Source organism: Pseudoduganella sp., from assembly GCF_041914865.1.
Classification (GTDB): domain Bacteria; phylum Pseudomonadota; class Gammaproteobacteria; order Burkholderiales; family Burkholderiaceae_D; genus Rugamonas.
Window position 1 is genome coordinate 39,995 of the sequence record NZ_JAYSCO010000015.1, and the last position, 18,017, is coordinate 58,011.

The 18,017-nt window shown below is 64.1% G+C and carries 15 protein-coding genes; 6 read left to right on the forward strand and 9 right to left on the reverse strand.

Going from position 1 to position 18,017, the window contains the following annotated elements; translation table 11 throughout:
* Window positions 1–29: 29 nt before the first annotated feature.
* The 8 genes from ACE3TQ_RS09695 to ACE3TQ_RS09730 form a co-directional block, all read right to left on the reverse strand.
* Window positions 30–2,876: a FimV/HubP family polar landmark protein gene (locus ACE3TQ_RS09695; RefSeq protein ID WP_374581918.1), complete on the reverse strand. Its 2,847-nt coding sequence runs from the start codon at window positions 2,874–2,876 to the stop codon at window positions 30–32.
* A gap of 251 nt (window positions 2,877–3,127) precedes the next feature.
* On the reverse strand, window positions 3,128–4,255 hold the full coding sequence (asd, locus tag ACE3TQ_RS09700; RefSeq protein WP_374581920.1) for an aspartate-semialdehyde dehydrogenase: 1,128 nt from the start codon (window positions 4,253–4,255) through the stop codon (window positions 3,128–3,130).
* A gap of 26 nt (window positions 4,256–4,281) precedes the next feature.
* Entirely contained in the window at window positions 4,282–5,352 is a 1,071-nt protein-coding gene (leuB, locus tag ACE3TQ_RS09705) for a 3-isopropylmalate dehydrogenase (protein WP_374581921.1), read from the reverse strand.
* 20 nt (window positions 5,353–5,372) lie between these two features.
* Window positions 5,373–6,020, reverse strand: coding sequence for a 3-isopropylmalate dehydratase small subunit (gene leuD / locus ACE3TQ_RS09710; protein WP_374581922.1), 648 nt, complete (start codon window positions 6,018–6,020; stop codon window positions 5,373–5,375).
* Window positions 6,021–6,085: 65 nt separating this feature from the next.
* Window positions 6,086–6,205, reverse strand: a complete 120-nt coding sequence (locus tag ACE3TQ_RS09715; protein WP_342119701.1) for an entericidin A/B family lipoprotein — start codon at window positions 6,203–6,205, stop codon at window positions 6,086–6,088.
* A gap of 24 nt (window positions 6,206–6,229) precedes the next feature.
* Window positions 6,230–7,633 (reverse strand): 3-isopropylmalate dehydratase large subunit, encoded by a 1,404-nt coding sequence (gene leuC / locus ACE3TQ_RS09720; protein ID WP_374581964.1) that lies wholly within the window; start codon window positions 7,631–7,633, stop codon window positions 6,230–6,232.
* A 180-nt stretch (window positions 7,634–7,813) separates the two neighbouring features.
* Entirely contained in the window at window positions 7,814–9,700 is a 1,887-nt protein-coding gene (locus ACE3TQ_RS09725) for a chemotaxis protein CheA (RefSeq protein WP_374581924.1), read from the reverse strand.
* Window positions 9,700–10,542, reverse strand: a complete 843-nt coding sequence (locus tag ACE3TQ_RS09730) for a protein phosphatase CheZ (RefSeq protein ID WP_374581925.1) — start codon at window positions 10,540–10,542, stop codon at window positions 9,700–9,702. The genes ACE3TQ_RS09725 and ACE3TQ_RS09730 overlap by 1 nt, the downstream gene beginning before the upstream one ends.
* A 340-nt stretch (window positions 10,543–10,882) precedes the next feature.
* On the opposite strand from ACE3TQ_RS09730, the gene ACE3TQ_RS09735 reads away from it, so the two are divergent.
* From ACE3TQ_RS09735 to ACE3TQ_RS09760, 6 genes are all read left to right on the forward strand, one after another.
* Entirely contained in the window at window positions 10,883–11,350 is a 468-nt protein-coding gene (locus tag ACE3TQ_RS09735) for a universal stress protein (RefSeq protein ID WP_374581926.1), read from the forward strand.
* A 74-nt stretch (window positions 11,351–11,424) separates the two neighbouring features.
* Window positions 11,425–12,069, forward strand: coding sequence for a response regulator (locus ACE3TQ_RS09740; protein WP_374581927.1), 645 nt, complete (start codon window positions 11,425–11,427; stop codon window positions 12,067–12,069).
* 136 nt (window positions 12,070–12,205) lie between these two features.
* A complete protein-coding gene (locus ACE3TQ_RS09745) occupies window positions 12,206–13,018 on the forward strand; it encodes a Crp/Fnr family transcriptional regulator (protein WP_374581928.1) in 813 nt (270 codons plus the stop codon).
* A gap of 140 nt (window positions 13,019–13,158) precedes the next feature.
* A complete protein-coding gene (gene hemP / locus ACE3TQ_RS09750) occupies window positions 13,159–13,359 on the forward strand; it encodes a hemin uptake protein HemP (protein WP_374581929.1) in 201 nt (66 codons plus the stop codon).
* Window positions 13,360–13,432: 73 nt separating this feature from the next.
* On the forward strand, window positions 13,433–13,774 hold the full coding sequence (locus ACE3TQ_RS09755) for a hypothetical protein (protein WP_374581930.1): 342 nt from the start codon (window positions 13,433–13,435) through the stop codon (window positions 13,772–13,774).
* A gap of 7 nt (window positions 13,775–13,781) precedes the next feature.
* Window positions 13,782–15,044: a DUF2325 domain-containing protein gene (locus ACE3TQ_RS09760; RefSeq protein ID WP_374581931.1), complete on the forward strand. Its 1,263-nt coding sequence runs from the start codon at window positions 13,782–13,784 to the stop codon at window positions 15,042–15,044.
* 134 nt (window positions 15,045–15,178) lie between these two features.
* Here the strand turns inward: ACE3TQ_RS09760 and ACE3TQ_RS09765 are convergent, their stop codons facing one another.
* Window positions 15,179–17,932 (reverse strand): TonB-dependent receptor, encoded by a 2,754-nt coding sequence (locus ACE3TQ_RS09765; protein WP_374581932.1) that lies wholly within the window; start codon window positions 17,930–17,932, stop codon window positions 15,179–15,181.
* Window positions 17,933–18,017 lie beyond the last annotated feature (85 nt).

The window sequence follows — 18,017 nt, forward strand, 5'->3', positions numbered from 1 at the left end:
ATACGGCGTAAACCGCGCGCTAAGCGCGATTAGCCGAGCTGGGCGCGCATGGCGCTGGCGCGCGACACCTGGTCGTCGCTGCCGCCGCGGATCACCTCGTCCAGCAGCTCGCGCGCGCCTTCCTTGTCGCCGATTTCCTGGTAGGCCACCGCCAGGTCGAGCTTGGTGTCCATTTCCATATGCAGGGCGGACATTTCTTCCTCATCCTTCGGCGCGGCGGTTTCCTGGCCCGCGCCGCCCAGGTCGAGGTCGATGCCGGACAGGTCGAAGTCGGCTGGCGCCGGCGCCGGGGCAGCTTCGGCCGGCAGGTCGAGCGCGAAGTCAGCGGACGACAGCGGCGCCTCTTCCGCTGGCGCCGGGGCGGGCGCGGCCGCTTCCGCACTACCTGGCAGCGAGAAGTCCATCATGTCCAGCTCAGCCAGCGGGTCGGCGGCCGGTGCCGTCGCGGCAGCCGGCGCTTCCTCCTTGCTGTCGCCGCCTGGCAGGTCCAGGTTGAAGTCCATGCCGATATCGGCCATGGCGTCGGCAACCGGTGCCGCTTCCACGGTTTCCGCCTTGGCTGGCTCAGCATCCAGGCCCAGGTCGAACGCCAGGTCCGGCACTTCTTCCGCTGCGGGCGCAGGGGCGGCCGTTTCTTCCTCCGCCGCCACCGCAGGCGCCGGCTCATCAAAGCTCAGGCCACCCAGGTCGAAGTCGAGCGCATTGCTGTCGGCGACTTTCGGCGCCGGCTTCTCTTCTTCCAGCGACGGCAGCGCCGTCGCGTCGCGGTCGAGGTCGAAGTCCATCAGGCTGGCTTCGGCTTCCGGCGCGGCCGCTTCCGCGCTCAGGTCCAGGTCCAGGCCGCCTGCTTCGGCGGCCGGTTCAGCGGCTGGCGCCGGTTCGGCGAACATGGCGGCAAAGTCGTTCAGCTCATTCGATTCGCTGGCCACGAACGGCGCCGCGGCAGCACCGGCAGCGGCGGCGCCCAGGCCGGCTGCGGCTTTCGCCTGCGCCGCGTTGACGTACAGCGGATTATCCGGATCGATGCCGGCCCCCAGCGCCGCGGCTTGCGCCCACTCGTCGCCCTGGCCTTTGGTCATCGAATACAGCTCGCTGGCTTGCGCCTCGAAGGCGCGCGCATCCTTGCGGCCGGCGTAGATTTCCAGCAGTTTCAGGCGCACCGGATGGCGTTCCGGATGCACGCGCAGCGCCTCCTTCAGGATTTCCTCAGCCTGGGCGTCGCGCCCGTAGGCGATGTACACGTCGGCTTCCGCCACCGGATCGACCTCATTGGTATCGAGCTGGCTGGCCGACGGTGCGAAGTTGGAGTTGAACACGCTGTTGCTGGTATCCACGCTCTGGCCGCCGGTTTCGGCGAACAGGGAATGCGCGGTGGTGCCCGGGTCGCCCAGCACATTGCTGTTTTCCGCCTTCGGCAGCGACATCTGTTCGGCCGCCTTGCGGCGGCGCATGACCAGCAGGCCGGCGCCGCCCAGCAGGGCCGCCAGCGCGCCGCCGACCAGCGGCAGGTTTTCCATGATGCTGTCGACCAGGCTTGGCTCGGCCGGCGGTGGCGGCATCGCGATCGTGCGCTTCGGCTTGCTTGGCTTGGCCGGTGCCGCTTCCGCCGCAGCCGGCGCGGCCGGAGCCGAGGCGGCCGGGGCCGCTGCCACCGGTTCCGCCGCCGGGCTGGCGGCAGGGGCGGCCGCTGCAGCCGGCTCGCTGGCCTTGGCCTGCGCATTGGCGGCGGTCTTGTTCTTCACTTCCATCAGCTTCTCAAGGTCGCTGACGTTCTTTTCCAGCTCCTTCACGCGGGCGCTGGCGTCGGCCATCTGGCGGTCCTTGGCGATCTTGTCTTCCACCGCACCGGTCTTGCCCGGCTTGCTGGCCGCTTCGCCGGCCTTGGACAGCTTCAGCTGGTCTTTCGACTCGGTCACGGCAGTCGGGCGCTCCTGCACCTGGGCCGTGATCTTGCCGGTCTGGCTCTGCTGGGCTTCCGCCTCCTTGGCCGGGGTGGCCGCAGCCACCTGCCCCGCCAGCTTGGCGCGGTAAGCATTGAAATCGTTGGCATGCGCCACCACCACGCCATGCGCTTCGCCCTGGCTGGTGCCCTTGACCGTGTTCGCATCCGGTACCGACAGGATGGTGCCGGACTTCAGGCGGTTCATATTGTTGCCGGCAAAGGCATCCGGGTTGGCGCGGTACAGCGCCACCAGCATCATGTCGAGCGAGACGTCGGCCGGCTTCAGGCGGCCGGCAATGCGGCCCAGCGTGTCGCCACGCTTGACCTGGTAGCTGTCGGCAGCCGGCGCATCCTGGGCTACGGCGGACTCGCGCGGCGCGGCGCGGGATGGTTCGCGCGGCGCCGCCGGCGCTGGCGCGGCACTGGGCGCGGCGGCCGGTGCGGCGGCCGGGCGCGCGCTGCGCACATCGACCGGTGCGGCCACTTGCGGCGCCTGGGCGGTGCGCAGGTCGGCCGGGTCAAGCAGGAAAGTGTACTCGCGGACCAGGCGGCCATTGGTCCAGGTCAGTTCCAGCAGCATGTCAACGAAAGGTTCGTTGATGGCCTGGGTGGAGGTCACGCGGATGAACTGGCGCGCACCGCGCGCCTCTACTTCAAAGCGCAGGCTCATCAGCGCCGGGTTGAAATCGATATTGGCGGCGCGGAAGGCTTCCGGCGAAGCCAGTTTGGCCACCAGTTCGGACGCTTCTTCGGGCGAAACAGAGGTCAGCTCGATTTCGGCGCGCAGCGGCTGGCCCAGCGAGGAGAGCACTGTGAGCTTGCCAAGACCGGCTGCGTTGACGGAAAGAGGTGCGAGTACAGCGCCGCTGAGCATGGCAGCGGTCAGTGTTTTCAACGCGAACGAAGCGACCTTGGAAGGTTTTTGTACAGGCATAGTTGGGCGACGAAATTAGTTAACGTGGAAAAAAAGTTACTTTCCCAGAGGTCCTAACATAACATCGCCAAATGATGCATGCAAGCATTACACCAGCTTTTCCCCTCTGGCAGGCCCTATTCTGTTTCGTTCATGCCGAAAATATTTTTTGATTCAAAGAAAAAAGCCGGAATTCCTTTTGAAATCCGGCTTTTAGAAAATACTTCTTAACTTGTTTATTAATCAGCAGGTATTAGCTGATGAATAACACTTTATTTATCCAGCACGATGCGCAGCATGCGGCGCAGCGGCTCGGCGGCGCCCCACAGCAGCTGGTCGCCGACGGTGAAGGCGGACAGGTAGTCGCCGCCCATTGCCATCTTGCGCACGCGGCCGACCGGGATGGTCAGGCTGCCGGTGACGGCGGCCGGGGTCAGGTCTTTCACCGACGCCTCGCGCGTGTTCGGCACCAGTTTCACCCACTCGTTGTCCTTGGCGATGATGTCGTTGATCTCGTCCAGCGGCACGTCCTTGCGCAGCTTGATGGTCAGCGCCTGGCTGTGGCAGCGCATGGCGCCGATGCGCACGCACAGGCCGTCGACGTGGATGGCCTGGGTACCGAAGCCTTCGCCGCGGCCCAGGATCTTGTTGGTCTCGGCGCCGCCCTTCCATTCTTCCTTCGACTGGCCGTTGCCCAGGTCCTTGTCGATCCACGGGATCAGGTTGCCGCCCAGCGGTACGCCGAACTGCTTGGTTTCCTCGGCCGACATGCCGTGCTGGGTGGCCAGCACCTGCTTGTCGATTTCCAGGATGGCGGACGCCGGGTTGTCCAGCAGGTGCTTGACCGAGGCGTTGATGGTGCCGTACTGGGTCAGCAGCTCGCGCATATGCTGGGCGCCGCCGCCGGAGGCCGCCTGGTAGGTCATGGAGGTCATCCACTCCACCAGGTCCTGCTTGAACAGGCCGCCCAGGCCCATCAGCATGCACGACACGGTGCAGTTGCCGCCGATGAAGTTCTTCACGCCCTTGGCCATGGCGTCCTTGATCACGTTCAGGTTGACCGGATCGAGCACGATCACGGCGTCCTTGTCCATGCGCAGGGTCGACGCGGCGTCGATCCAGTAGCCGTTCCAGCCGGCCGCGCGCAGTTTCGGGAACACCTCGGTCGTGTAGTCGCCGCCCTGGCAGGAAATAATGATCTCGCAGCGTTTCAGCTCGTCGATGTTGGTGGCGTCTTTCAGGGTAGTCTCATTCTTCGCCATCTTCGGAGCGGCGCCGCCGGTGTTCGAAGTGGAGAAAAACACCGGCTCGATGTGGGCGAAATCGCCCTCTTCCTGCATGCGCTGCATCAGGACCGAACCGACCATGCCGCGCCAACCAACTAGACCTACGAGTTTCATTTTGCTTTCCTTTGGGTGTGAAATCTTTATGCGAGCGCGCGCACCACGGCGTCGCCCATCTCCTCGGTGCCGACCTTGGTCGTACCGTCTTCGTAAATATCGGGCGTGCGCAAGCCCTGCGCCAGCACCTTCTTCACGGCGTTCTCGATACGGTCAGCCTGTTCCGCGCGGTCCAGCGAATAGCGCAGCATCATGGCGGCCGACAGGATCGTGGCCAGCGGGTTGGCAATGCCCTTGCCCGCGATATCGGGAGCCGAGCCGTGCGACGGTTCGTACAGGCCCTTGTTGTTGGCGTCCAGCGAGGCCGACGGCAGCATGCCGATCGAACCGGTCAGCATGGCGGCCGCGTCAGACAGGATGTCGCCGAACATATTGCCGGTCACGATCACGTCGAACTTCTTCGGCGCGCGCACCAGCTGCATGGCGGCGTTGTCCACGTACATATGGTCCAGCGCCACGTCCGGGTACTCCTTATGCACATCGGTCACGATGTCCTTCCAGAACTGGAAGGTTTCCAGCACATTGGCCTTGTCCACGGAAGTCAGGCGCTTGCCGCGCTTTTGCGCCGCCTGGAAAGCCACATGGGCGATGCGGCGGATTTCGCCTTCGGCATAGCGCATGGTGTCGAAGCCCTCGCGCTGGCCCTTGAACGGACCGTCCGGGCACTCGCGCACGCCGCGCGGCTGGCCGAAGTAGATGTCGCCGGTCAGTTCGCGCACGATCAGGATATCCAGGCCCGACACCACTTCCGGCTTCAGCGTGGAAGCGCCGGCCAGTTCAGGGTACAGGATGGCCGGGCGCAGGTTGCCGAACAGGCCCAGGTTCTTGCGCAGGCCGAGGATGGCCTGCTCCGGTCGCAGCGGGCGCTCCAGCGTGTCGTACTTCCAGTCGCCCACGGCGCCAAACAGCACGGCGTCGGCCGCCTTGGCCAGCGCCAGCGTGTCCTCCGGCAGCGGGTGGCCCTTGGCTTCATAGCCGGCGCCGCCCACGGGCGCGCTTTCCATCTCAAATTTTTCGTCGAGCGCGTTCAGGACTTTCACGGCCTGGCTGACAATTTCAGGGCCGATGCCGTCGCCCGGCAGGATTGCGATTTTCATTGTTCGATCTGTCTGTTCTATTAGATAACGTTGGCCAGCCACGGTTGGTTGACCAGGCGGCGCTCTTCGAAGGCGCGAATGTCATCGGCGTGACGCAAGGTCAGGCCGATGTCATCCAGGCCGTTCATCAGGCAGTACTTGCGGAAGGCGTCGATCTCGAATGGATAGGAGATGGAGCCATTGCTGGTGCTGACGCGCTGCTGTTCAAGGTCCACCACCAGGCGGTAACCCGGGAATGCCTTGACTTCGTTGAACAGATGATCGATCTGCGCTTCGGTGAGGACGACCGGCAGCAGGCCGTTCTTGAAGCAGTTGTTGAAGAAGATGTCGGCGAAGCTCGGCGCCAGGATGGCGCGGAAGCCGTACTGGTCGAGCGCCCACGGCGCGTGTTCGCGCGAGGAGCCGCAGCCGAAATTCTTGCGGGTCAGGAGGATGGAGGCGCCCTTGTAGCGCTCCTGGTTCAGCACGAAGTCCGGATTGACGGGACGCTTGCTGTTGTCCATGCCCGGTTCGCCGTGGTCGAGGTAGCGCCACTCGTCGAACAGGTTGGGACCGAAGCCGGTGCGGTGGATCGACTTCAGGAATTGTTTCGGGATGATCGCGTCGGTATCGACGTTGGCGCGGTCAAGGGGAGCTACTAAACCTTCATAGACGGTAAATTTTTCCATGATTCTCTGCGATGGCGACGGCGGGCCGGCGGCACCCATGGTGCGCGCAGCCCGCCGTCCAGCTTTTATTTGCCGGCGCTTTCTACTACTTGCCCGGCCCTTTGGACGTCCTTGCCGATGCCTGCAATGGTGTTGCAGCCGGTCAGGATGATGGCGGAGATAGCGATAGCGAATAGTTTTTTCATGATTTGGACTCTTACTAGTTATAGTTAGCGGATGGATCGAACATCCACGAAATGGCCGGCGATACCGGCAGCCGCGGCCATGGCGGGAGACACCAGGTGGGTGCGTCCGCCCTGGCCCTGACGGCCTTCAAAATTGCGGTTGGAGGTGGATGCGCAGCGCTCGCCCGGCTCCAGGCGGTCGGCGTTCATGGCCAGGCACATCGAGCAGCCCGGTTCGCGCCACTCAAAGCCGGCGGCCTTGAAGATCGCGTCCAGTCCCTCGCGTTCGGCCTGCTCTTTCACCAGGCCGGAACCCGGCACCACCAGCGCCAGCTTCACGTTCGAAGCGCGCTGCTTGCCGCGCACCACGGCGGCGGCGGCGCGCAGGTCTTCGATGCGCGAGTTGGTGCAGGAGCCGATGAACACCTTGTCGATGCGGATATCCTCGATGCGGGTATTCGGCGTCAGGTCCATGTAGACCAGGGCCTTTTCCATGGCGTCGCGCTTGACCGGGTCTTTCTCCTGGTCCGGGTCCGGCACGCGGCCGTCGATCGAGGTCACCTGCTCGGGCGAAGTGCCCCAGGTCACCTGCGGCTGGATCTGCGCCGCGTCCAGCGTCACCACGAAGTCGAACTTGGCGCCCGGATCGGTGTGCAGGGTGCGCCAGTAGGCGACCGCCTGCTCCCACTGCGGACCCACCGGAGAGAACGGACGGCCCTTGACGTAGTTGATGGTGGTGTCGTCCACCGCGATCATGCCGGCGCGCGCGCCCGCTTCGATCGCCATATTGCAGACCGTCATGCGGCCTTCCATCGACAGCGCGCGGATCGCCGAGCCGGCGAACTCGATCGCATAGCCGGTGCCGCCGGCGGTGCCGATCTTGCCGATCACGGCCAGCACGATGTCCTTGGCCGTCACGCCGGCCGGCAGCACGCCGTCCACCTGCACCAGCATCGACTTGGACTTCTTGGTCAGCAGGGTCTGGGTCGCCAGCACGTGCTCCACTTCCGAGGTGCCAATGCCGTGCGCCAGCGCGCCGAAGGCGCCGTGGGTCGAGGTGTGCGAGTCGCCGCACACCACGGTCATGCCCGGCAGGGTGGCGCCCTGCTCCGGGCCGATCACGTGCACGATGCCCTGGCGCTTGTCGTTCATATTGAAGTAGGTCATGCCGACCGACTTGGTGTTCTTGTCCAGCGTTTCCACCTGCAGGCGCGAGACCGGGTCTTCGATGCCGTGCGAACGGTCGGTGGTGGGGACGTTATGGTCCGCCACGGCCAGGTTGGCCGACAGGCGCCACGGCTGGCGGCCGGCGGCGCGCAGCCCATCGAAGGCCTGCGGGCTTGTCACTTCGTGCACCAGGTGGCGGTCGATGTACAGGAGGGCGGTGCCGTCTTCCTCCGTGCGTACTACGTGGGATTCCCAGAGTTTGTCGTAAAGCGTTTTCATGATGCTGCCTGATAAGGTGATCCGATTGATTATGCCATATTTTGTGCAATGCAATAGCAAGCCGGTTTTTCGCCTTATGAGCAATCCAACTTAACAAATGCGATACAGCGCCGAATAAAAAAAGCCTGCAGCCCCTTTTTGGGAGGCTGCAGGCTTGTGGTCTAACTTTTTGCTTTGGTGGCTTTAGGCCGCCATGCGTACACTTCCCCTGCAACCGTCCATCAGGAACGATAGGCCGACTACTAGGACCAGGTCGCCCTCGGCGGAACGCGCGGTACCGGTGATGCCGTCCACCGACAGCGCGGTCATCGGCTTGATCACCAGGTCGGCGGTGCCGTCCACGGCGGCCACGGCCAGGATGTATGGTTGCGGCGAATTGATGACGATGCCCACGCGCTCCGAGCACTGCTCGTAGCCCAGCGCATCGGCCAGCGAACGCACCGGCAGCGGACGGCCCTGGTCTTTCAGGACCGGCGCGCCGCCCACTTCCATGAACACTTCCGGCAGTTCCACCACGCGCTCGACCACCGCCATCGGCAGCGCCAGCAGCGCGCCCGAGGTGGACACCAGCATGGTCGGCACGATCGACAGTTCGATCGGCAGGCGGATGGCGAACTTGGTGCCCTTGCCCAGCTGCGATTCGATGTGGATGGCGCCGCGGTTCTTCTCGACGGCGGTCTTCACCACGTCCATGCCGACGCCGCGGCCGGACACGGAGGACGCCACTTCCTTGGTCGAGAAGCCCGGCAGGAACACCAGCTGGTAGCACTCGTCGTCGGTCAGATTGGCGGTCGGCGAGATCAGGCCTTTTTCACCGGCCTTGCGCTTCAGCGCGACCGGATCCATGCCCTTGCCGTCGTCCTGCAGCACGATCATGACGGAGTTGGCCTCCTGCCACGCTTTCAGGGAGATGTAGGCTTTCGGCGGCTTGCCGATGGCCATGCGCGCTTCCGGCGACTCGACCCCGTGGTCCAGCGCATTGCGCAGCATGTGCACCAGCGGGTCGTACAGGCTGTCCACCACCACGCGGTCGACTTCGGTCTCCGCACCTTCGATGGTCAGCTCGACTTCCTTGCCCAGGTCTTTCGCCAGTTCGCGCACCAGGCGCGGGAACTTCTGGAACAGGCGGCCGACCGGCTGCATGCGGGTGGCCAGGGTGGCGCGCTGCAGCTCGGTGGAGTAGCGCGACGCGCGCTCCAGGGTCTCGGTCAGGGCCGACATCAGGGTCGCCGCCTGGCCTTCGAACTTGAACTGCTGCAGGCGCTCCAGCAGCACGGCAGCCTGGTTGGCGGCCTGCACCGACTCGCCCGCCACTTCCAGCAGCGCGTCCAGCTTGACGGCGTCGATACGGATCGATTCTTCCTTGGCCGGGGCGCTGCTCGGCTTGGCGTCGCCGGCCGGGCGTTCGCGCGCTTCCGGCGCCGCGCCCGCGGCTGCAGCGGGCGCCGCGCCAATCGCTGCCTGCGCGGCGGCGATGCCTTCGGCGCGCAGGTCGGCAGCCGGGGCCGCCGGCGGCACGTAGGTACCTGGCGGCACCACCGCCTGGTACATGCCTTCCCAGTCCAGGCCGTCGGCCGACGGCGCGCTGGCGGCCGCAGGGGCCGCCGCAGCGGCGGCCGGGGCCGCCACCGGCGCGGCAGCGGCCGGCGCAGGCGCCGGTTTGGCCTTGCCTGCCGCCGAGCTGGCCTTGCCCTCGATCGCATCCTTCAGGATCGCTTCCAGGTCGGCCGGCATGGGCGCCAGCGCGTCCGGCGCGGTGCCGTTGTTCAGGTCGGTCAGCTGGTCGGCCACGAAGCCGGACGCCTGCAGCGCCGCCTCGATCGACAGCGGGGTGACCGGCGCCGCGCCGGTGCGCAGCGCGTCGAACAGGTTCTCGGTCAGGTGGCAGGCCGACACCAGCGCGCCCAGGTTCATGAAGCCCGCGCCACCCTTGATGGTGTGGAACGAGCGGAAAACTGCGTTCAGCGTTTCTTTGTTGTCGGGGTCACGTTCGAGGCGCAGCAGGTGCTCTTCGACGTTGACGGCCAAATCCATGGCCTCGACAACGAACTCCTTGAGCATATCGTCCATTAGAACCCCAGGTCGGCAAGCAGGTCATCGACGCTGTCCTGGTTCAGGGCTTCCGACGGCACGGAAGGACCCGACATCAGGGACACCTCTTTCTGCGCGATCTTCTCGCGCACATCGGCCGGTGCATTGTCCTTCAGCAGCTGCGCCAGCTCGGTTTCGACCTTCTTGGTGATGGCCACGACCTTCTTGATCAGCTGGCCGGTGATGTCCTGGAAGTCCTGCGCCATCATGATTTCCAGCAGGCGCGCTTTCTCCGCCTCGGTCGCTTCCGACACCTTGGCGGCGAAGGCGCGCGAGTCGCCGGCCAGGGTTTTGAATTCTTCGATGCTGAGCTTGCCTTCAAACAGGGCGGCCCAGCGGTCTTCCATTTCCTTCGACTGCTTCGACAGCACTTCCTGCGCCGGCATGCCGTCGTCCAGCGTGTTCAGCACCTTGTTGGCGGCCTGCTCGGTCAGCGAGGCGACGTATTCCAGGCGGTCCTGGGCATCGATGATCTGGGTCGACGCTTCGGTCAGGGCCTTGTCGTAGCCCAGTTCGCGCAGCGAATCGTGCAGCAGGCGCACGATGCCGCCCAGGCGCTCGAACATGCCGGCCTGGTCGCCTTCGGCGTGCTCGCCGCCCTCGGCCGGAGCAGCTGCGGCCGCCGGGGCCGCGGCTGGGGCGCCGGCCGCAGGCGCCGGGCCCTTGCTGGCGGCGGCTACTTCATTGAACAGGTCTTCCAGCTCGTCCGAATCGTTGGTATCGGGAGCTGCCGCCGGGGCAGCGGCGGGTGCAGGCGCACTGGCCCGTTGCGCGGATACTTCCTCAAATAATGCGTCGAAATCATCAGCGGCGTCGGTCATAATTCCTGCTTCTCCCTAATTTTCAAAAGTTCCTGCTGCCGGAATCCTGTCAAATTTGACTCTCGGCAATAAATACCGCACTCACGCGAGTGTAACAGGGGCGGCCCCCTCTGTTCAATCACTTAGACGAAGCCACTTGGTCTGCCAAGTGTACTGTTGTATTTGCGGACAATGTGAAATACCCGCTGCAAGCCCCTGAAATAGCGGGTTTTTACGGGAATCACGTGGTCATCGCAACAGTTTCTTGACAATTATCAACTCTTTACACCAGAACAATACCGTTAAACGGGGCTACAATGAAGGCAGGACCTGACTCTTTTAATAGTTAAAGGAGGCTGAGATGTACCGGAAAATCCTGATAACGACGGACGGCTCGGCCGTTTCCAGCAAGACGGCCTGTGCCGGGGTGGAGTTCGCCCAGCAGCTCGGCGCCGAAGTGCTGGCCCTGTTCGTGGCGCCCGAGTACCAGTACCCGATCTACGTCGAGATCATCCCGCCCAGCTATCCCAGCGAGGAGGAGTACCGGGCGGCGATGCAGCGCGCCGGCAACGAGCATGTGCAGTCCATCCTCGAGTCCTGCGCCCGCAAGGGCGTGCGCGCCGAAGGCATGACGGCCTTTGCCGAAAGCGCGGCGCTGAAGATCGTCGACGTCGCCAACCAGTGCGGCTGCGACCTGATCTTCATCGGTTCGCACGGGCGCAGCGGCTGGGGCCAGCTGCTGCTGGGCAGCGTGACCAACAAGGTGCTGTCGCATGCCAAGATCCCGGTGCTGGTGCACCGCTTGATCAAGGACCCGCGCCCGGCCTGACCGGCCCGGCGCTACCACCCGCGCCGGCCGAGCCGGCGCGGGGAGCAAAGTTTTGTTAACTGTTTTGAGGAACTATGATTCGCATTGTCATTGCAGACGACCACACCATCATGCGCGAAGGTCTCAAGCGCATTCTCGACGGGGCCCCTGACATCGACATCGTAGGCGAAGCCATCGACGGCTTCGAAGTCCTCAGCCACATCCGCAACGGCGGCTTCGACCTGCTCCTGCTCGACCTGTCGATGCCGGGCCGCAGCGGCGTCGACCTGATCCGCCAGATCCGCAGCGAATCGCCCAAGCTCGCCATCCTCATCCTCACCATGCACGAGGAGGAGCAGTATGCCGTGCGCGCCATCCGCGCCGGCGCCCAGGGCTACCTGACCAAGGAAAGCGCCGGCACCCAGCTGGTGGGCGCCATCCGCAAAGTGGCCTCGGGCCGCCCCTACATCTCGACCGAAGTGGCCGAGCAACTGGCGCTGAACATCATGCAGCCGGCCGAAACGCTGTTGCACAAACAGCTGTCGGACCGCGAATTTGAGGTGTTTTCGCTACTGGTGTCGGGAAAATCCATCACCGAAATCGCCAACGGCCTGCATTTAAGCGTGAAAACCGTCAGTACGCACAAGACGCGCATCATGCAGAAGATGGGCATGGCTTCGCTCTCGGAAATGGTCCAGTACGCTGTGGCGCACAAGCTGCTGACGCCCTTCAAGGCGTGATTGACAATATTAACGTTAGGATAATTCCTACCCCTCCCCACTCCTCTCCTACGGGCATATTCAGCAACGGCTGATATTTTTCCCACAACCACGTTGGCATACTGAAACCATTCCGTTTGGGAACCAGGAGAACAGCATGCTCTCGACGCAACCCGTGTCCCATGAGGCCGGCCGCCAGCGGCAAGGCCGTTTGTGGTCCAACCTGAAGGAAGTGTGCGATTTACTGCACCTGCCGCCGATCTCGATCGATTCGGAAGAGCTGCTGTTCCAGCACGTGCAGTTCAAGACCGGGCAGCGCGTGCACACCATCGGCCAGCCGTTCGACATGCTGTACGTGGTCAACTCGGGCTTCCTGAAAACCGTGCTGATCGACGAATTCGGCAACGAGCAGGTGCTGGCCTTCCCGATGAAGGGCGACCTGATGGGGGTGGACGGCATCCACAACAAGACTTACTCCTCGGAGGCGGTGGCGCTGTCGGACTGCGACCTGGTGCTGCTGCCGTTCAAGAAACTGACCACGCTGGGCCGTACCCACGTGGAACTGGAGAACATGATGTACGGCGTGATGAGCCGCGAGCTGGTGCGCGAGCAAGCCATGATCGGCATGCTGGGCGCGCTCAGCGCCGAGGCGCGCGTGGCGCGCTTCCTGGTCACGCTGTCGGACCGTTTTTCGCAGATGGGTTACTCGAGCAAGCTGTTCAACCTGCGCATGACGCGCCACGAGATTGGCAGCTACCTCGGCCTGACGCTGGAAACGGTGAGCCGCACCCTGTCGGCTTTCAATGAAATTGGTCTGATCAGCGTGGACCAGCGCACCATCGGCATCAAGGATGTCGACGCCCTGAAATCGCTGCGCCGCCTGCCGCCATCGCGCACGCGCAGCAAGCTGCCGGCGCGCGCCAAGGCGGCCGCCGCAGAGGCCCCGGTGCCGCTGCTGGCGACCCTGTAAAGAGTACTACTCACCCAGCTTTGGCCCGCTTCGGCGGGCCTCTTTTTTTGTGACTACCTATTCGATTAATTTATTTGACAACCTTCCACGGCGTGCGCATAATGCAAATGCGAATCATTCTTATTTAAGGAAAAAGAACAATGCATACCTCGCCCGCCACTGCTTCCAAACCCGCCGCCGCCGTCGCCCCTGCTGCCGCCGCGCCGCAAGCCAGCCAACCGGTACGCCGCTTCACCACCGCCGGCCTGATGCAGGACCAGCGCGAAGTGGAAATCGAGCACGCCGGCCGCATCTACCGTCTTCGCATCACGCAGCTGAACAAGCTGATCCTCACTGCCTGAGGCTTACCCTCCCCAATCGCCAGCCAGCCGTGACCTGCGGTAAGCCAGCCACCCCGAACTCTTGGAGTGATTCATGGCTATCGACCGCAACGACCCAATCTTCCAGACCCAGCCCGCTGCCGCGCAACACCCGGAACTGATGCTGTCCGCCGTGCTGCACCTGATGTCGCACTACACTGCCAATGCCGCCGCCGACGGCGGCTGCGTCAAGCTCGCGTCCGTCATCGAACGCCACCTGAAAGCGTTGTCCGCCCTGCCGGACCTGGCGCCCGTGCTGCGCGCCACCTGCCAGCAGCTGTGCGAGCAATGGGCTGCCGTGGTCGAACAAGCCCGTCCTCCGCAAGAACGCGCCAGCTTCCTGGCGCGCCTGATCGGGCGCCCGCGCCGTCCGGACTCGGCCCCGCTCGCCGCCTGAGGCTGCCATGTGTGACACGCACCAGCCCGCGGCCAGCCTGGCCGCCGAACCGGCGCGCCGCCGCCGCATCTGGGACCTGCCCCACACCTGCCACTGCCCGCTGGTCGGCGTCGGCCTGCCGCTTGGCGTATTGCGCAAGATCGTCACCAAGGCCGTCGGCGGCAAGGTGCTGGCCGACGACTACGAAGTGCACGTCGGCGCCGTCAGCGAATGCGGCCACCGCAACAAGCTGTCGGAAGCCGTGCAGAAAGAACTGGAACGCCGCTACGCCGTGGTGGTGCAGCGCTTCCGCAGCGCGCGCGACAGCGCTGCGCTGGAAGCGCTGTGGGTGGCCGCCGTCGCCAGCGGCGACGTGCCGGGCCCGTTCTGGGCCGGCCTCAGCCATCCGCACTGCACGCTGGAACTGCAGGAACGCATGTGCCGCGACCTGCACATGATCCAGCACCAGGCCGGCGCCGCCACGCGCGCCGACATCAACCGCCTGCACGAACTGGAACAAGCCAATGCCGCGCTCGAACGCGAGCTGGCGCGCCAGCAGCAGCGCAGCAGCGCCTGGCAGGCCGAACGCCACGCCGAGCAGGAGCAGCACGCCTCCGCCCTGATGCTGCTGCGCGCCCAGCTGGTCGGGCGCGACAGCGTGATCGCGTCGCAACGCCAGCAGCTGGAAGAACTGCACAACACCATCCCCGGCCTGGCCACGCGCGAACGGCTGGCGCGCCAGCTGGCCGACACCGAACAGCGCGTGCATGAATTGCGCGCCGACCTGGCCGCCGCCCGCCAGGCCCGCCTGGAAGCGGCCGAAGCGCGCGCCGTGCTGGAACGCCAGCTGGCCGAAGCGCGCAGCGCCCTGGCCGCCGCCGAAGCGCGCGCCGCCCAACCATCGCCCGCCATACAGGCAGCCGCCACCGCCGCAACGGGCGGGCCGGCTGTCCTGGCGGGCACCACGGCGCAGCGCATCACCCTGCATGGCCTGCTGGCCGAACGCGTGCTGTGCGTCGGCGGGCGCGCCGGCAACATCGCCGGCTACCGCGCCGTGATCGAGGAAACGGGCGCCGAGTTCCTGCACCACGACGGCGGCCTGGAAGACAACGTCGCCCGCCTGGAAAGCAGCATGGCCGCCGCCGACCTGGTGATCTGCCAGACCGCCTGCATCAGCCACAGCGCCTACTGGCGCGTCAAAGACTTCTGCAAGCGCCACCAGAAACGCTGCATCTTCGTCGACAACCCCAGCGTCACCACCCTGCAAAGGGAAATCCGGGCCCAGGCCTGAAAAAATGGGGACGTACCCCATTTTCGCTTGGCGAAAAATGGGGTACGTCCCCATTTTTTCGTCCCCATTACCGCAAATAAAAAAAGCCCCGGCGCTTGCGCGCTCGGGGCTTTTTGCTACTGGCGGAACCTGGCTTAGAAGCTGTAGTTGCCGGTCAGGTAGAAGGTGCGGCCCATCGGGTCTGCGTAGCGTGGGTCGAAGCCAACCTGGTGGCCGGACGATGCACGCAGCGAGAACGGTGGGTTGCGGTCGGCGATGTTCTTCACGCCGGCGCGCAGCAGCAGCTGCTTGTTGAACTTCCACTTGCCCTGCCAGTCGAAGGTCAGGTGCGAAGGCACTTCGATACGGAAGGTTTCCAGTGCGTTGGTCGCGATGTTGCGGCTGGTTGCTTCTGCATCGGTGTAACCGTTGCGGTAGTTGGCGATCAGGCTGTTCGAGAACGCGCCGGTGTCCAGGGTGCTGGTCAGGCGGACAATGTGACGGAACGCTACCTGATTATCCACGCCGAAGTAGTTGATGCTGCTCAGCCACTTGTCGGGGGTGGTGCCCACCTCGAGCTTCTCGGACTTCAGCATGTAAGTGCCGTTCAGAGTGGTCGTCAGGTTGCCGAACGCGAACTTGTGGCGGTAGGTGGTTTCCCAGTCCACGCCGCGGTTCACGACCTGGCCGATGTTGATCGACTGGGTCTTCTTGGCCCAGTAGGTCTGGCCGTTACCTGGATCCACGAAAGTGGTGAACAGGTTGCGGTACTTCTCAGACTGAGTGAAGATCTGCTCCTCACTCACGCTGTCGACCGCATCAGTCATCTTCACGTTCCACAGGTCAGCCTGCACCGAGAAGCTGTTGGTCGGTTCGAAACGGAAGCCAATGGTGTATTGCTTCGACTTCTCTGGCTTCAGGTCTTCGTTACCACCGGACACTACGTTGTATTGACGGGTACCGACCTGGCAATAGTCCGGGTTCTCAGCCTTCAGGTTTGGCGGGCAAGCCCAGGACTTGGAGGTGAAGCCGGCCGATACCAGCGGCTGGCCGATGGCCAGCATGGACGGGGCCTTGAAGCCGGTACCGTAGGAGCCGCGCGCCAGGAACGACGGGACTGGCTGCCAGCGTGCCGACACTTTGTAGGTGCCGGACGATTCCTTGCTGCCCATATCGCGCTTCGCCAGCGCGTTCTTGACGGCTTCGAAGGTGTCGCGGCGCACTGCAGCGGTCACTTCCAGGGACTTCACGACAGGCGCCATCATTTCAGCGAACACACCGTAGTTGTTGCGTTCCAGGTCATAGGCTGGCGATGCGCTGAAGCCAAAGATGTCGCTGGCGGTGGCGCGTGGGGTCTGCACGTAGTGGTAGTTGCGGTAGTCGCCGCCCAGTGCGACACTGGCAGCACCAGCCGGCAGCTGCATCACTTCGCGCGAAGCGCGTGCATCGATGCCCTTCATGGTGGTCGAAGCATCGCGGATCGAACCCTTGTAGACGGAGTTGGAGATCAGTTGCTTGGTCGCATCCGACTGCGCGCCGATACCCAGGAACGGGTCGAACAGATTCTTGGACAGCATGTCGCGGAACTCGGCGTTCTTCACGTAACCACCCACATAGCGCTCGTCGATGGCGTTCTTGGACCAGGTCAAGCCGGTGCCGAAGTTCCATGCGCCCAGTTCGCCTTCCGCACCCACCACGAAGTTCTTGGAGGTGGTGATGGTCTGGCTGTCGCGGGTGCCCCAGTCGTAAGTACGATAGCTGGCGGTCACGGATTTGATGTCAGCATCCTGCGCGGCGGTCAGGTATGGACGCACGTAGGTGTTGTACAGCGGCGAGCCCTTGGCGATCGAAACGGACGCGGTGTTCGGTGCGATACGTGCGGTCAGGTCCAGGCGCGAGTAAGCACCTTCAACGAAGACGTTCAGCTTGTCGTTGACCTTCACGGTCGCCTTACCGAACAGGCTGTCGCGCGTGTTCTCCGGTACGATTTCGATGGTCTGCACGAAGTCGAAGCCGCAGTTCTGCACCAGGGCGGTGTTGGCCAGAGCCAGCTGGTTCATCGGTGCGCACTTGCCGTTCTTCTTCTCGTATGGATTGAAGCCGATTGGTTCGCTACCCTTGGCGTTGAAGGTGGCGGACACGTTAGCCGGAATGGTTGCCGCGCTGGTGCGGTCGTAAATGTAGTTCTTGCCTTGCCAGCTGAACGGGATATATGCGGTATCAGCGAAGTCGCGGTCCAGCGCGCGCAGTTGCTTGTGATCGTCGCGACGGTAGGACAACAGCACGTTGTAGCCGTTCTCGTCCAGGTCACCCTGGCCGTAGGTCAGGCTGAAGTTGTGGTTCTTGCCGGCGCTCGATTCGCCCGGGCGGGCCATGTGCGCTTCGACATTCAGGCCCTGGTAATTCTTCTTCAGGATGAAGTTGATGACGCCGCCGATAGCGTCGGAGCCGTACAGTGCGGAAGCGCCGTCGGTCAGGATCTCGATGTTTTCAACCGCGCTCATCGGAATGGCGTTCAGGTTGATGGTGGAGCCGGAACCTTGTGGCGCAATGCGGCGGCCATTCAGCAGCACCAGGGTGTAGGCTTCGCCGATGTTGTGGATGGAAGCCGACACGTTACCACCGGAGTTGGAGCCGGCTGCGGTTGCCGCGATGCTGAAACCTTGCATCGCCGGCAGGGCCTGCACCAGATCGGCGACGCTGGTCGCGCCCGTCTTGGCGATCTGTTCCGAGGTCAGGCGCTGCACTGGCAGTGCGCCTTCGACGTTGATACGCTTAATTGCGGAACCGGTGATCTCAACGCGCTGCATCGGCGCTTCTTGCGCGATGGCGGCGCCAGCGGCGACCAGGGCGATTGCAGACAGTGCCAGGCGTACAGAGCGCACACCGATCTTTTCTTGGAATACCATGCATTACTCCTTAGGTTACGAGAACAATCCAATGAGCAAATAACGGTACGCAGTACTGCTGCTCATCGATCGCGGATTATGCGTG